We start from the raw sequence: 16,323 nt of genomic DNA on the forward strand, positions 1-16,323 counted from the left end.
GCTATTCTCACTAGTCCGGCGTCCCGAAGCGCTTGATCCCACTGCACCCGAGTCACGGGAACGACCGGTGCGGGCGGGGTCGGCACGGCACGCAACGCGTTCAGAGCCGAAGACACCAGCCGTTTGCGCGCGGTGGCGGGCAGTGCGCTCATCGCTCAGTGAACCGGACTTCGACGGCAAGGTACTCACGCAGCACAAGTTTGACGATGCTCCTCTCGTCGAATTCGACCGCGTACCGAAACCGGTTTGGCTGGACAAGCAGCCAGCCGAGAGCTGCCCCGACGTTCCCTTCGCAAAGGCCGAGAGCCTGTCGTGTGATCATGCGGCTCCCTACCTCGGCGAAGACCGCTGGTGGCGGGGAGTGTTCGAACGCATTGCGCGTGCTGCCATCCATGGTGTGCAGCGGCCGGAAGCCGACGCGCGCCGACATCCCAAGCGCAGGCTCAGCGAGTTCGTAGGCCCACAACCCGCGCGCCATCTTCTCGACCACCCGGCGGACGCGACCGGCCTCAGCCTCAACGGTGACGGCTTCCGGGTCTAGGGCCGCTCGGAACCTGGCGGCGAGCGCGGCGCTCCGTCCGAGCGCGCGGCGCACGCGTGGCCGCTCGAGGTCCTCCGGTACGGCACTTCCGCATGCGGCCACCTCAATCAAGCAGGCGACGTACTCCTCATCGACTGACGCGCTTGAGTTGCAGGGCCCACACGTCCCGACCACCGGTAAGTTGGTGGGGAAGGGTTCGTCAAGGAATGCTTTGGGCGGGACGTGGTCACGCGTCCGCGGCAAGCCGCCGCACTGCGCACAGAACGCCGCATGGCGCTCGTCGGAGTTCGGTGTGATGGCCCTCACGCGTCGAGAGTACGCGGCGGGCCGTGACGCCGAGTCGGGATTCCGGGCCCCCGGGCTCGCCGGCTTGGCAACCGCACGACCGCGTGTCGGCAGATGTTGACAAACACCGACCGCGCCAACGCTGGCGTCGGGCGTCATCGGCCTACTCGGACCCTGCCGCCGTCCGCCTGTCGACCCGGCCGGAGTCCATCTACACCTTCCTTTCGCCACGGGCGGTACGGGCTGGTGAGCGGTGAGTACGGACTGAAACGTCAAATGCGCGAACGCCCTGATCAGGGAGCTGTGCTGACGATCTGAGGAAGATCGTCCACCCTGGCAATGACCGTGCGATTGGTGGGCATTAGGGTGCCGCCCGCCCGTCTGGCGAGGCCTACGACACGGATGCGCGTTCCTTGCTGTACCTGACGAAGCACGGGATAGGTCGCTGGTGAGAGTGGGGAGAGCGCGGCAACGTCTCCCGCCTCTTCGGTTCCCTCGTCAACTCGCAACTGAAGCGCGAGAGCTGATCCGCTGTGAATCGGTTCCGGCACCGAGGACGCCAGGCCGCCCACTGCCGCTGTCCCGAGGTGCTCACGCCACGAGCTGCCGGCGGCTGCCCAGAACGCCGGGCAGACCAACTGAAATGGACACCACCGGCACGTTTCGGGCGACGGGCTCGCAAGGTCAAGAACGCCCGCACCACCCGAGACTGCGTCGTTGTACTTGTCGAGCAACTCAAGGGTCTCCGCCGCCACTCGCTCGCAGTCCCCCGCGTCGAACTCGATCTCGACAGGAAGGCCCTCCATCGGAAGGAGCACGCCGCGGGCGGGCCAGCGCCCAGTCGAGTCTCTGACCAGGAACGCGTAGAGCTGAAGCTGCCGGACGTACGTCGCCTTCACGACATGGTCCTCTCGGTGCTCAATCACGTCGCCGGTCTTGTAATCGATGACGGCGTCGCCCCGCAGCAGATCTGGACGCCCCACAAGTCGGCCGCCAGCGGCTGTGAGCCATCGTTCGTGACGATTCGTAGGGCGGCTGTCGCCAACAACCGGTGGCATACCTGCGTTGGCCACCTCAGCACCTCCGTCACCCCCGATCTCATGCGCCCGCATCAGCGCCATGGCCCGGATGAGGTGGTAGCCGGGCCAGCGGTCTGGAACGCCGAACCGGCGGTTGAGTGGGTGCGCCTCCGCGCGCTCGTGCTGTTCGCGGACCGCTTGCTCCCATACGTCGGCTGCGCTGGCGTCGCTCGCGTGCGCACCCGCGGCCGCGAGGACCTCGTGATACGCCGTACCGAGCCACGCCTTCGGATTCCCGAGTACCAGTGCAGTGGCGTTCTCCAAGCGGGACAGGCCAGCCCGAAGAGGGCAGAGCCGAAGCAGCTCTGCAAGGCTGGGGCTTACGGTCCAGATCGTCGTCAGCTCAAGCGGCGGCGGAGCCGGCATGATCAGAATGGCCTCCGCAGCACCTCGAACACCGACTTGAACTGCACCTGCTGGCACCCAGCTGCCACGGCCTGCGCATAGGCGGCGGCGAGCTGCGGTCCGAAGCTGATGGGGTTGGAGTCCCACAAGGGATGCGTGATTATCTCGGCTTGGTTAGCTCGGCGGCCTGCCTGCAACCCGCCGAACGTGACCTGCTGCCAGCCCGGCATCGCCGCGAAATAGGGGGCTGCCGCCGCGACATCTAGGCCTTGCCAGTACGGAACAGTGAAGTCGATCGAAGCCGTGGGGTCCAGCGCCAGCCGAGCGAGATCAAGCCCGAGCCGCCAGTCGAGAATACTGTGATACGGCAGGTTGCTGAAGTCTCGAAGACAGTCAGGACAGGATGTCGTGCAAGCATTTGGCCCAGGCCCTGCGTGCTGTTGGCCCACGAGGAAGCCGTGGAAGGCGGGGCTTCCTTGCCCCACCATGTAGTGGAGCAGGGCCTCGGTCTCGGGGGGATCGCCCAGCAGCGAGGCGTACCCAGCCCCATTTTCCAAACTGTCGGAGAGAAAGATCTGCCCGATGATGTCGCCACCCGCGTCCCGAAGGACCCGCAGGCCGACGTTGATCTCGCGCTCGTGCACGTCGAGGCGGTCAGCCGCGGCTCGCCGAGCCAAGAAGCCGAACGAGTACAGCGCAGCGCGGGTAGCGAGGCCGTCATCGCCGGCGGGGGACCTCCGAACTCCCGCCGGCCAATTGGAAATTCCGAGGACCATCACGTCCGTCGTCTTGACCGAACCCAAGGCTCGCTGATCTACGCCGGCGCCGGGATCAATCGGCGGGTTGTTCACTCCGATGTTCGCCAGCGACAGTCGCGTCACCCACGTTTCACCCTGCGCGAGCTTCTCAAAGTCGAACAGGTGGCCGTCGTTGTCGTTGATGACGTAGACCGTCTCCTGGTCTGCCCACACCTCGAAGTTCGCCTGCTGCGTCACGGGCAGCGGCGTCACGCCCATCTTCGGTCGCGAAGCGCGCGGGGTCCACTCGAACGTGCCGTCGAAGTCGCGGCTCCGGCCGTACCAGGTTCGGAATCCAGCCGGTTGCGAGAGGCTGGTGATCCTGTACCCGGGGTCCTGCTGCGGCGTCGCCCCACAGACGGAGCAGTTCGCAGGCGGGGGTTGAGTGCCATCGACGGCTTGGCAAGCCGAGCAGACGCCGACATCAAGTGGTGGACCCAGCGGATCGGCAGCCTCCGCGGGCTGATTGCCCTGCGGTCGGTAGTCCACAACGCCCACCGCGGTGTGGATCAGCCCGTCCTTCACGGTTTCCGAGCCGGGCGCGAACTGGCTGATCGCGATATCCAGTTCTCGATCGACCACATCATCTGGTGGCCAGGGATACGCGCGCGTCGGGCGGTCATGGAACAGGTATCGCGTCCGGGTGGGAAAGCCGAACATCGGTAGGACGCCGGCGTTCGCGAGCCGCTCGCTGAGGGCAGCCTGCGGGTAGCGCGGATCAGTTGAGACCGCCGTGACGTCCTGCGCCAGCTGCTGCGTGCAGTAGTTGATCAGTGCCTGGCGCTGTGCCTGGAGCACGGGGTCGCTGTAGGACAGCAGGACGTCCGTGACCCTGCCGACCTCGACCGCGTTCTGCTGGAGCCAGGCCGAGACAAGTTGCGCGGTCGTCGCTCCGGGAGGACTGCCCGGCGGAGGCTGCGGCGGCGGCTGGGTCCATGCCGAAGCAGCGCCGAACTCACCATGCACGCTCTCCCCACCACCGCCCGCGAACAGGTTCAGCGCCGCGAATCCCTGCCGCAGCATTTCCTTTGTTAAGACCCGCTTGATGATGCTCTCGCGTCGCATGTCCACGTACGGCTGCGGAGGCGGATCCGACGTGATGCGCTGGGGGCGCTGGAAGTAGTAGTCATCGTGACTACGGCCCCGGCAAAGGGTCAGCGCCACCGACATGCCCGAACCTCGGCGGCCGGCTCGACCAACTCGCTGCTGGTAGTTGAAGCGCATGGGCGGCATGTTCGCCATCATCACCGCGACGAGCGTGCCGATGTCGACGCCCGCCTCCATGGTCGTGGTGACGCTCAAGAGGTCCACTGGGTCGGCCAGGGGATTCTCTTGCGGTGCAGGCAAGCAGATGTCCTGGAACAGCCGCTGCCGGCGCCGTGCATCCGACTTGTTCGTTTGGCCCGTGAGTTCCTCGCAGTTCAATCGGAAGAGGCCCCCTGCCAAAGTCGCCAGATAGGAGTAGTAGTCCGGTGACAGCTGGGCACCTGCAGTCGCCTGCGCCGGACCCAACTGAGCCAAGCAGTCAGCGCACACGCCGCCGGAGGGGTTGATGTGCGTGCGCCGGCATTGAGTGCACTCGAAGTAGGTGGAGGCAGGACCCGCCAGGCAAATTGAGGGAACGTTCAGGTAGAAGTGAGCGGTGTCGAGAACGCCCGCCGCCGTGAGGAAGTCGAAGACGTCGCTCATGTAGTTGATTGCATTCAGCCCGGCCCGCTGCGCGATCGTCGTGAGGTATGCCGCGACATAACCCGGTGCCGAGTTCAGAGACGTGCAGGAATGCGTCGAGAGACGCTTGCGCGCCCCGAAGAGGAAGATCGCACCGTCGGCGCCTTCTTGGACCAACTGGGCGGGCGCGGGAGTCGCGAGGCGATCGACTGTTGGCAGCGCCAGCAGGAGGGACTCGATGCTCCTGCGCCCAGATGCGAAGATGATGTCCATCAGCTCCACGAGGGCCCCGTCCTGCAGCCGGGTCAGGTGAACCTGCTGCGGCTGCGTCAGGTGGCCTGGCGGCTTGGGTGTCGGTGCAGCACCGGATGGCCAAAGATGCAAGTCCCTCCAACTGCCCCGGCGATTCTGTGGGTCGGTCCACATGACTGCCTGGGTGTAGCCGGCCGGGTTCATTCCCTCAGCGAGCATTCGCTCTGCGACGTCAGCAGCGATCTGGGTCAGCCGGAAGGGGCCCGAGGTGGCCCTTTGAATGATCTGCTGTGCCGCCTGCTGGTTTGACAGGCCGGGATACGTGGCGCACGGGATCGCTGCCGTTGTCGGGTTGAGTCCCATCGCTAGCACCGTCGCGTCGGCCGGGTGGGCGCTCGCGAAAGCTGCCGCGGCAGCCTGGTCTTGTGGTGACAGTTGCTGCCCTTGGCACTGCGCTGCGAAGGTTTGCGGGCCGACTCCTTGCTGGGCGATGGAAGCCACCAAGGCTTGGCGGAGCGCATCACGGTAGTGGGAGAAGCGCATCCCCGCGGACAGCTTCGCCGCATCCTGCCGGCTGTCAGAGAACACCACGAGCTTCCGATCGCTGGAGAGCGGGGGCTGAGCCAGGTCCCTGAGAAGCGTGTCAGACAGCACCTGCGCAATTTTCTGAAAGCCCGTTCTCTGAGTACGGATCGGGGACGTGAGGACATCGCGGCCGCGCCAGTCGGCATCGCACCTCGGGCAGATGGAAGGGTAGCCTTCACGTCCTGCGGGCGGATCCGGTGGGTTCGCGCCATGAACGGCGGGCACATAGTAGAGGTAGCCTGCGATGTTCCCGGCCTTGAAACCGAGCCCTACGCTCCCGTCCGCCGGGTCGAAGCTTGCCTGCCGCCAGCGCCGGGGGATTCCATCCTGGATCCACTGAGGAGTACCAGGAGCCTGGTTACCCGAGGCAGGCCAGAAGACGGCGTAGCGATCGTAGTCCCGGTCGAACGACGAAAGATCCGGCGCGGCCTCAAGGTTCGGTCGGTCAGGGCTCAGATACCACTCATTCGGGTTCCCTGTACCGCGACGATAGCCCCCGAAGAAGACCTCACCGCAAGGCTCGCAGTAGAGGAGCTCGAGGACGCGTGAGCCGCACTGGCACGTCAGCGTGGGGACGTAATGCAGGGCACCTGCTGGGCAGGGGTTGGAGCGAGCGGGGGACTGGCTGCATGCGGGAGAGGTGCAGATCCAAAGGCCCTGGAGGTTGCGCAGCATGAGGTGCACGCGCATCGGAAGCGGCGCCTGATCGGATGCGTTGCGCGCATGGGACAGCGCGGTAAACAGGCCGTCGACTGCATCAGCCGCCTGCTGCGCCGGGGCACCAGGGAATAGAACCGGCGCGAGATCCTGAGGTGGCCGCGGCACGATCTGTTGGTTGACCGTGGATGCAAGCCGGAGGGCATCAGGTGCACCGACGTGAATAAGGGCAGCGTTGAGCCCTGCTTGCGGCGTTGCCCCAGCGGGTTGCACAGGTGCTCCGATGGCCGCGAGCAGGGCGCTTGTCGATTGAGGCAGCCCTGCTGGGCCTGTGGTGGCTACGCTCTGCCCGAAGGTCTCAAACGCCGGGGCGTGTGGAGCAAGAGTCGCCCGCGCGCCGGGACTCGGCGGGACTACGTACGTTGAGCCGCCGATGACCCGGAATCGATTCCTATCCCGCCCGAAGAACTGCTCAAGATACTGGAGCCCCGAGGTGCCGCTCTCGAGCGAAGCACTCGAAGAAATGATCCTGAGTTGATCAGAATCCGGAGCAAGGCCGAGTCGGTCGAGGAGAACACGCAACAGGTATGCGACCTCGGTCCCCGGCGTGCCCCTATACGTGTGAAGCTCGTCGACTACGAGATGGAAGACTCGCTCTGGCGACTCCTCCAGCCAGGCGCGCGTCTGATCGAAGATGCTCGTTTCGATCGCACGCATAAGCATGATGTTGAGCATCGAGTAGTTCGTGATGAGAATGTCGGGTGGTGCGTCCTGCATGTCCCACCGGGACCACATCTCCGCGCCATCCATGCTCTGGAAGAAGCGCTGGGCCGCGCTCCCGGCAACGGCCTGCGCGTCCTGGTGAATGCTTCGCATCTCGTCACGAAGGCGCCCGGTGTTGGACGAGGTGCGTTCGCCTGACACCGGAGTGCGACCGGTGTACCGGCCGAAGTAGATCTGGTTCCCGTGCCGGTGAGCCTGCAGCCAGGAGCGGGCGCCGGGACTATCGAGGGCTTCCCGCAGGCGGGCGAGCTGGTCTTCGACCAGCGCGTTGAGGGGGTACAGGATGAGGGCTCGAACTGCAGCTGTTCGGCCCTCATGACCCCGTTGAGAAACGCGACGAGCCCACCGCCGCCGTGTGCCCTGCATCGTGAAATGGTTCCACCAGTCCCACTGGGGCGGCCGCTGGCCCGGCGCTGGCCACGCCGCGGATTCACGCACGATGTTAGCCACTACGGGCAGCAGGAAGCACTCCGTCTTTCCAGAGCCCGTCCCCGTAGTCACCACGGTGTCCATGCCGTTGACGACGACCTGTTCGAACACGTCCCTCTGGTGCTGGTACAGCGTGAGGTTGGGGGGGAAGAGGCCTTGAGATACGAAATCGGCAGCCTCGGTGATCTCCGCCTGCTGCCAGCTCGTTCCCAGGAGGGCTTGGGCCGCCTGCCCGAACGACTGATTCGACGACCGGTACGCGGGCACGGGCTCGATCAGCGGGTACCGGTAAATCCGGCCGTCTTGGTCGAGAAGCTGCCGCCGCTCCGCGGTGAGGTCGCCGTAGCGGATGTCGAACGGGCTGTCGAGGTACCGCAGGTACATGTCCCGCAGGTTCTCGAAGAAGCGGATCGGATTGCTCATTGCACCTGCTGCCGGAGTAGTTGGGCGGCGAGACGCGCTACTTCTGAGGGAACGCTGCGGTACCCCAGGCGGCCTGACCGTGGATCGAAGTCGGGGAGATAGCCAGAGCAGAGAACCAGTGCCCGCTCGATGAGAAGTGGTGGCCTGCAGATCGCGGGGACGGACAGCGTCTCGGTGGCCGCATCGTAGGCCAGGAGGCCGCGCCTCTTCCGCATGACCGCGTACTTGCCGACCTGGACTGGGACGCGGTAGGAGCACCCGTGCCAGCGCAGGTAGTAGAAGCGTTGATGCTTCATGACGAACCGGAAGAGCCCGGTTCGCTCGCGCATCGCGTCAGTGGTCGTGCACTCAACCCATCCAAGTCGCGAGGACGAGAAGCGGTGGACCGCCCAACCGGGGGTCTCTGGAATTGCCATCCTGAACCAGGTGGCCGGATCGCGCACGTCGGGTACTGCGGACAGGATGGCAGTCGCTGCATCTGCCTGGACGAGGATGCCCAGCCACTCCGCGGAGAGCGCCTCGGCGGCCCCGCGAAGCACGATCCGCTGGGGCATGCCCGGCACATCCACCGCGACGACGTCGAGATCGGCGCAGCGATCCAGTCTTTGCATGAGCTCCGGGGACCGAGCTCCGCAGAGAAGGCCCCCGTATGGGTTGCTCGGAAGCATCGCGACCGCAGGCGGGACAACGCGCCAGTCGTGGCCTGCCGTGGTCGAGAAGAACTCGACGTGACTGAGGCGCTGCAGGGCGAAGCGGGCGCGCTGGTAGACCGGCAAGTCTGAGCTGGCCAGGGCAGGCCCGTCCTGGCCGTCACCTGCATTAGACTGCTCGTAGTCCTGCTCGACGCCCAACTCCTCAACAGCCCCGCGGAACTGTGACCAGGAGCCTTGTCCCTTCGCTGAGAGCCAGAGCAGAAGGTGTTCAAGGCTCACCTCGACGCCTCCAAAGGTTCCGCGCGACCCGCTTGTACTCCCGCCAGAGGTCGTTCGTCTCTGGAGATGCAGGCTCAACCGCCAAGCCCTTGCGGTTAGCGTCGAGGACGAATCGACACCACATCTCGATGTCACGGCCGCCCCTGGCGGACCTTCGGTTCACAACTCGAGGAGGCGCCACTGGCTCTCCGACGAGAAGGATTCTGCTCGTGCGCTTCTCGCATTGCAGGGGTTGGGCGGGTAAGGCCCAGACGGGATCGAACGGAGCCAGTCCAAGGCACACCGCTCCTCGCAGCTCCGGCCGTCGGTGCAGAAGGAAGACGTGGCCCGGACTCGCTCCGAGGAGCACGGGATTGGTCGGCGGAACCTGGACGGCTTGCCGGTAAGCCGGCTGAGCATTCATCACCACAGGACGCACGAGCGGCCCACAGAACTCGAACTCCTGGTTCTCGCCGCCGCGCAGCTTGAATGAATGGGCTGGCCAATAGGTCCATTGGGCTTCAGAGCGCACCAGCGAGTAGGTCCTATTCAACCCGCTACACCAGATGTGGTGGTCCCCCTCAGCGTCCCATCCCTGGGCGCTGAGACCTCCCTGTTTGGATTCCGTAGCCTCCTGGCCGTCGATCAGCACCGACGCCGTGTGCTCTAGATTTCCATAGATGCGGATGGCCGGCGGGTAGCCGAGCAGCCATGAGTTGTAGGCGAGGCGGATTCCCCCTTCGAGCGCTATCTCGATCTCAGGGAGGGGCCGCAGAACGTTGAGAATGTCGGAATCGCCGCTCGGCGGAATTGGGTTATGCGGTACGACGCCCCGGAGGACCAGCCACCCAGACGGAGCACCATCCTGCTGTCCCAACTGAGTCCAGCCGGCACACCCAGCCGCGCGGAGCGCACCCTCGACCACGCCGAGGTGTGTCGCTGTACAAAGAACAACGTGATCGCGACCGAGGGCCAGCCGTGGACAGGAGACGTAACCGCGGTGCGTTGTTCCATGAGCGAGCACAAACACCTGGCGGCCTGACAGCAGCCACTCCTGGCCCGTGTCCCCGTGCCGCCAGACAAACCCAGTGCGAAGGAGGTCGCCGAGGTCGTCCGGAATAACGTCCTGATACCACTCATCCTGCAACGCCTGGAACTCCACGTCGCCCGCCGCGCCGGAGACGGTAAGTTCCTCGGGGAGCCCAGGCAACCGCTTCGGCAACAACGAGACGCTGCAGTACCCACCGCGCTGGAAGATGACGCGTACGTCGACGTCCGCAACCCAGCCACGATTTGCTACCTTGCGGGGGCCCTCCGATCTGGACCGGGCTTCCGTGGGCGGTCGCCCCCGTGGCGGTCCTCCCGTTGGGGGGCGGTACTGCGTCGTGCGCCGCTGCGCCTCTCCCGTGGGAAGCTGTGCGAACCCGCCATCGACCTCGGGTTCTTCACTCAAGCCATCCGTGTCTGGTGTAGCTCGACGAGCGGGCTCCGCCGAGATCCGCTCCTCTGCGATGATTTCCCTTCTCGCCTCATCGGTTGCAGGCAGACCCGGCTCTTCTGTAGCGGCAGTCTCCGCGCCATTCGCGACATGCGAGCCGACTTCGGAGTCGACTTCGCGTCTAGCCTCGCCGCCCGATACCGCTATCTCCTCGTTCCCCGTCGCATCGGGCAGCCTGTCGACGTTATCAATCGGATCGTCGCTCTCTGGCGTCTCCTCGACATGTCCAACAGGGATCCCAGTCTCAGCTACGTCGCCGGCTTCTTCCTCATCAGCCTGCTGAAGTTCGGCCTCGAAACTTGTACCAGCCTTCACTCCAGCAGGACGTGCACGCTGGGCGGCGTCGGACGCGTCGTCAGCCTGTCCAGTGGTCCCGGTCTCGTCATGTGCCTCGCCGGTAGGCACGTCCTCGACCTCGATGCTTGCCGCCGCATCGGCGATCTGCTTGCCGGGGCCGTCCGCTACTTGGTCCGCCAGGGCTCGGTACCCTCCCTGGCCTTCGCCGGTGGGTTCTCCAGGGGCGTGCGACTCCGCGTTGGCGGCGATGTGCGACTGCTCGTCGTCCGTAGTGCCGGATGCCACGGCGCCCAGGGTTCCTGCGCCCGATCTGTCCGGCTCGGGGCGTTCACGGACTTCTGCGGCGCGTGCTGCTCCGCCGTGCCTCCTCGCTGCATCCGCGGGGGCTGGCCCCCTCGCGACCTGTTCGCTGCCTACATCAACCCCATGCTGTTCGCCTCGCCCGTCAACCGCCAGCTCGCTCGACTCGATACTGGTCGCGGAGTCCTGAGCGCTGGTCGCCGGGACTTCTTCCCGACTCTCGTTATCGGATGCTCTCGGGACGCTGGCGTCTTTCGCTGGCGGTCCGGCCCGGCCCATGTTCTCGGTGGGAGGTACATCAGCGGTGGTTTGGGTCTCGGCGGTCTCCACGCCCGAGTCGGTCCCCCGCGAACCGCCCCCATCCTGCTCGCTGCCAACCCTTCGTTCAGGCCGCTCCGCGGCGTGCTGTCCGCGCACGGAACTCAACCACGAACGAAGTACGGAGACGATGGCTCGCAGGACCAGGCGCATACGAGATCAGCCCCTACCTGCAACCTGCCGGATTTCGGGCGGCGCTGAGCCAGGGGAACCGGTGGACGGCCGTTCCGCGTGCTGCCCAGCAGAAGGACCACCCAGGTCGGACGCCGGCCCCCTCACCGCGTGCTCGGGGGGCGAATCGCCTCGAGGCCCGTCCAGCGGTGCCAAGCCGCGCCTCTGGCAGGCATCTACTGCAGGGCAGATTCCGCAGCGCGGAGTTGCGGGCAGACACACCAGTTGGCCATGCACGACCAGATTGACATGGTAGGGCCGCCTGCGGTCCGCGGGGACCGCCGCTTGCAGCGTGTCGTGCAGAGACCGGCGGCGGTAGACAGCCGATCGCGGTATCACACCCGCCCGCCAGAGAATCCTGAAGGTGTTCCCGTCCACTGGGAATACCTCGCGCCGAAGGCTGTAGAGGAGCACGCAGCGGGCCCCCTTCCACGAGAGCCCGGGCAGCCGTGTGAGGACGCGCTCCGCCTCAGCGTCGCCCAGTTCGTGAAGGGCATCGAGCGACAGCTTTCCGAACCCATCGCGTACAGCTGCGAGGAGATCCTTGATCGACCTAGCCTTCTGCCGGTGAAGACCCCCCGCGCGCAACACGGCCGCGATGTCGTCGACCGATGCTCCTTCGGCGTCCTCCCATCGAGGGAACGCCGAGCGCAGGCTTTGCCAGGTCTTCCGGAAACGCGGCAGGTCGGTTTGGAAGCTCAGGATGATGTAGACGGCCTCGTCGAGAGCATTCGCCTGGTTACCCAACACCGCCTCCGGTGCCCCGTACGCGGCATCGAGGAGGTCATCGACCAGGCGCAGCCTCTGCCGGCCCCCGGGAGCGAACCGGAATCCCGCGGTCATCGGGCCTTCCTGCGCTGCCCCGGCGTGCCCAACTGCGCCAGGATCCCGTACACCAGAAACGGTGGCACGGAGTTTCCGATCATCTCGTACGCGTGCCGGCGGCAAGCCAGTTCGTCCGGGAAGGAGACGTGATCGGGAATACCCTGCAGGCGCGCGTACTCGCGGACCGACAACGAGCGGTGCTCTTGGTAGTGGTAGACGCAGTCGTACTTCGTCGAGAGCGCGGTCGATGGAGCGTCGGGGTGCAGTCGCCTGTATGCCGAGTCGAAGCGACGAGACAGGCCGTTCAGCTTGTCCGCCGGCAGGTCCCGAGCACACCCTCCCGGCGGGATCAACTGTAAGCGATGGACGGTCTCGTCGCGGACCGCTGGCGTGCGTGTGTTGGTAAGAACGTCTCGTGAAGCGGTCCGCATTGCCCGCTGATAACTGTTGAGCGGCGCCGAGGCGTAGGCCCTAAGGACTTCGGGCTCGCCGGCGCCCAAAAGTGGAAGGTCGGACAGCGCCTGGTGCGTCGAGGTCATCGAGAGGTCGCTTGGATCGGCCAGACGATCCGCGTAGAACCTCATCCGGTCCGGGACTTCAGCCCCGTGCCGGAGCGCCGCGTAGAGGGGAGCAAGATCCGGAGACTGGTCTGGTAGCCGCTCCTCGCCCGACCCGATGCGGACGGCGAGGATCAGGATGCGCCGACGCGCCTGGGGCGTCCCAAACAGCGCGGCATCGTACCCCCCGTACTCGACGCGGTACCGAAGCCCGCGCGGCCCCGGTCGCTCTAGGGCTCCGAGCAGGTTGCGCAAGGTCTCACCCCCGCGATGGCGCGCGAGGTCCGGCACGTTTTCGATCAGCACGAGCCTCGGGCGGAAGATGGCGACGTACTCTGGCATCGCCAACAGAACCTGGTTGTGCTTGTTCGGCGCGTCATGGTGGCCGTTGCGGATCTGGCTGAAGCCCTTGCATGGCGGGCCGGCTGCAAAGAGATCAACTTCGCCAAGACGTAGGCGAACTCTCGAGATGGCAGCTCGACCCTCAGTGGAAAGGATGTCGCACGTACTCGCGACCGGCTCTCGAGCGTTGTGATTGTAGATGGCGACCGCGTCGGGCCAAGAGTCGTAGGCCTTGAGCACTTGGTAACCGGCAGCGGCGAGGCCGATTCCGATGCCGCCCATACCGCAGCACAGCTCTACCGCGGTGTGCTTGGGCTCTGGGGCTACCGCGGGCCATCGTAAGGGAGCGGCGCCTGTAAGGCTCATGCCGCCCCCGTTTTCCTGTCGACCTTGCCTTGGTTGCGCCTTCTTGGGCCGCCAGTCGTCCTCCCAGCGAGGGGTGGCGAGACGCTTCGGAGATTCTGCTCAAGGAGGCGGACGACGTAGTCCTGGATGGTTACGTCGAGGTCGGCGCAGCGGATCCGGAGCAGGCGGTGGAGTTCGCCTGCGACGCGAATGTGGATCTTCCGCTCTCCGGCTTGGCTCAACGGTAGGGCTCCAAATGGGGCTCAGGTACAACTGCGGCGCGAGTGGACCCGGTACCTCAGACGGTGTCAAGTCCCTTGCTGTACCGCTTGGCGGCTGCCTGGCGGGAGATGCCGAGCGCTCGGGCCACCTCGGCGTAGGAGTCGCCTTCGGCGATGGCGTAGGCGGCGTGCTTGGCGGCGCGGCGTGAGGCTTCGGCGGCGACGGCCGACCAGGTGGCGGCGGCGTCGAGGTGATCGGTCCCAGAGCGGACGAGGAGGCGGAGGATGTCGAGCACCGCGATCTGCCAGAGGGTCTCGCGGCGCTCGTGCGCCCGCAGCTGTGTCAAGTTGGTTGTCATGATCGGGCTCCCTCGTCAACTCGGTTGACGCACAGGGAGTTGCTCCTGCGGAGGCCGCGCTTGTGACGTCCGGGAGCGGCAGCTGGGGACAACCCGCCTGAGGCGCCGCGACGCGCCGGCACGAACGACGGGCGAGCGGGGCGCGCGCGCCGTCGCCGGGATTACGACACGCCCGCGCCGCCGAGCGTTCAGGGTGGTGCGCCGAAGGTTCAGGCGCGGACCATCAACTCGCGGAAGGCGAGTTCGATCTCGGGTGGTGGGGTGGCGACGGTGCCGGCGATCTCGTCGGCGTCATCGGCGAGTTTGCGGCGGTAGTGCTCGAAGATCCGTGGCGGCTGCTCGGGGCGTCCTCGGAGGCGTTCCAGTTGAGCGCGTTCGAGGTACAGCCAGCCGTTGGGGTCCAGCAGCTTCAGCCCCTGCTCGATCGCCCTGTCGGCGGCGTCGAGGTCCCCGGCCTCGCGGCAGGCCCGGGACAGGTCCAGAGCGGCGTCCTGCAGTTGGACGATCGCCCGCTGGCAGATGTCGGTGGCCCACGAGTACGCGCGGCCTTCCAGCGGCTCGCCGCGAACGAGCTCGAGCGCGGCGGTCAGCTCCCGGGTGCGCAGCTTGGCGGGCAGGTCGCGGGCGACGGCGAGGTGCGCGAAGGCCCGGTCGAGGTCGGTGCCGAGATGGTCGGAGAGCACGATGGGCTCGTCGCCGCTGCGGCGGGGGACGAGCGGCTGCCCGTCGGGGCCGTCGCCGAGGACCTTGCGGAGTTTGGTGAGCGCGGAGGTGACCCGCTGGGTGCCTGGGCGGGCGGCGTGGCCGGCCCAGATGACGTCGTCGAGCCGTTCCTTGGTGACGCCGTCGGGGTGGGTGGCGAGGTAGATGAGGATCTCCAGCGTCCCGGGGGTGAGCCCTTCCACGCGTACGCCGTCGCGAACAACCTGGATCGGCCCCAGCAGCCGTACCTCGCACCACGCCGCCTGGGTGCTCGGCGCAGCAGGATGCGCAGCGTGGCCGTTGCTGCTCGGGTCCACACCAGCCGGGGCGGTCTCGTCCGGAGGCTCGTCCGGCTCCAGGTTGGTCGGCTCCACGCTCCCGGGCTCGTCGAGGCGCGCCAGCTCGTCGTCGAGGAGGTCGGGGTCGATGTCGGGCAGGGCGAGCTGGACGATGCCGCCGTCGGGCAGCCGCAGGCGGCCGGTGTGGTCGTCGTCGAGGTCGAGCATCCAGCCGCCGGCGGACACCGCTCCGGCGGCCACGACGCCGACCATCCCGATCAGCTCACCGGGGACCTCCGGTGGGACGCTGCCATGATGGCAGACCAGCAGCCGCGGGATGCGGTCGTCGATGACGACCTCCCCGACCTCGGCGACGGCCATCTCGACCTCGGCGGCTGGGTCGTCGATCAGTCGGACACGGTCCAGCGACGCGAGCCGCTCATCCCCGGCGATGGTGACCTCGACCGGGAAGGAGATCCGGGAGGTCGCGAGATCCAGGCTCATGGCGCGCAGCCGCCGGCGCACCTCTGACGGCGGGCCGTCGACGGTCAGCGTGCCCATCGCGCCGACGTTGGCCAGCACAGTGGACGTCCCCAGGCGGCCGAGCGTGACCAGCAGCGGGAGACCGAAGGACCTCTCGGGGCCGGCGTCGCCGAGTCGTGCCTGCCAGCCGACCGGCCCGTCGGTGCCGTCGTCGGCCAGCGTCCACGGGGTCGGTGGGTCGGGCACCGCGCCCTGCTCGTCGAACAGCAGCGTGACCTGCCCGTCGTCGCTGGCCTTGACCAGCACCGGATGGACGTTGAGCGGGATGCTGGCCAGCAGTGACGCGAGGTCGTCCAGCGTCTCCTCGGAGGCTGCCGCGGCGTCGAGCTTGGCGACCTCGGCGTCGGCCTCCGGCAGCGGGGTCGGCAGCCGCATGCCCGGGGCGCGTTGCTGGAGCAGGGTGCGCCGGCGCCACCGGAGGGTGGCGAGCACCCCGGCTGCCAGGATGCTGCTCGCGGCCACACCAGCCGCGAGCCCGACGGGCACGCCGAGCGTCGTCCGAGCCTCGTCCTCGGCATCGGGCGCAGCCTCGTCGAGGTCCGCAGCACCTTCGATCCCGGCCGGCCGGCCATCACGGCCCGCGGCGGTGTCGCCAGCGACGTCATCGGGAGGGTCGCGGCCTTCGATCGCCGCGATCCAGCCGTCCCTGGGTGGCGCTGGGGCCGGGCCATCGGGTGCACCCGGCGACTCGGCGTGGTCCGCGGGGGCTGACTCCGGCTCCGCGTCGTGTGGCTCTGGCTCTGAGTGCGCGTCTGTCTCGGAGGGCGGGGGGCTTCCGGTCGCCTCCGCGTCGGGACTGGTTGTGCTGGGGT

Annotated in this window: 9 protein-coding genes; all 9 read right to left on the minus strand. The window is 67.0% G+C overall.

Going from position 1 to position 16,323, the window contains the following annotated elements:
• Nucleotides 1-148 precede the first annotated feature (148 nt).
• The 9 genes from VM324_14515 to VM324_14555 all read right to left on the minus strand — a co-directional run bounded on the left by VM324_14515 (nt 149) and on the right by VM324_14555 (nt 15,997).
• Complete coding sequence (locus VM324_14515) at nt 149-847, minus strand: hypothetical protein (protein ID HVM00503.1); 699 nt, start codon at nt 845-847, stop codon at nt 149-151.
• A 272-nt stretch (nt 848-1,119) separates the two neighbouring features.
• Entirely contained in the window at nt 1,120-2,271 is a 1,152-nt protein-coding gene (locus VM324_14520) for a PD-(D/E)XK nuclease family protein (protein ID HVM00504.1), read from the minus strand.
• Nucleotides 2,272-2,273: 2 nt separating this feature from the next.
• Nucleotides 2,274-7,844, minus strand: a complete 5,571-nt coding sequence (locus VM324_14525) for a DEAD/DEAH box helicase (GenBank protein HVM00505.1) — start codon at nt 7,842-7,844, stop codon at nt 2,274-2,276.
• The gene (locus VM324_14530) at nt 7,841-8,776 is read right to left on the minus strand and encodes a hypothetical protein (GenBank protein ID HVM00506.1); all 936 of its coding nucleotides are present in this window, start codon (nt 8,774-8,776) and stop codon (nt 7,841-7,843) included. The genes VM324_14525 and VM324_14530 overlap by 4 nt, the downstream gene beginning before the upstream one ends.
• Nucleotides 8,766-11,180: a hypothetical protein gene (locus VM324_14535; GenBank protein HVM00507.1), complete on the minus strand. Its 2,415-nt coding sequence runs from the start codon at nt 11,178-11,180 to the stop codon at nt 8,766-8,768. The genes VM324_14530 and VM324_14535 overlap by 11 nt, the downstream gene beginning before the upstream one ends.
• 147 nt (nt 11,181-11,327) lie before the next feature.
• Nucleotides 11,328-12,182, minus strand: coding sequence for a hypothetical protein (locus tag VM324_14540; protein ID HVM00508.1), 855 nt, complete (start codon nt 12,180-12,182; stop codon nt 11,328-11,330).
• A complete protein-coding gene (dcm, locus tag VM324_14545; protein HVM00509.1) occupies nt 12,179-13,429 on the minus strand; it encodes a DNA (cytosine-5-)-methyltransferase in 1,251 nt (416 codons plus the stop codon). The genes VM324_14540 and dcm overlap by 4 nt, the downstream gene beginning before the upstream one ends.
• Before the next feature lie 277 nt (nt 13,430-13,706).
• A complete protein-coding gene (locus tag VM324_14550) occupies nt 13,707-13,988 on the minus strand; it encodes a helix-turn-helix domain-containing protein (protein ID HVM00510.1) in 282 nt (93 codons plus the stop codon).
• Nucleotides 13,989-14,197: 209 nt separating this feature from the next.
• Nucleotides 14,198-15,997: a hypothetical protein gene (locus VM324_14555; protein ID HVM00511.1), complete on the minus strand. Its 1,800-nt coding sequence runs from the start codon at nt 15,995-15,997 to the stop codon at nt 14,198-14,200.
• Between the last annotated feature and the right edge of the window lie 326 nt (nt 15,998-16,323).

Source organism: Egibacteraceae bacterium (assembly GCA_035540635.1).
Lineage (GTDB): Bacteria > Actinomycetota > Nitriliruptoria > Euzebyales > Egibacteraceae > DATLGH01.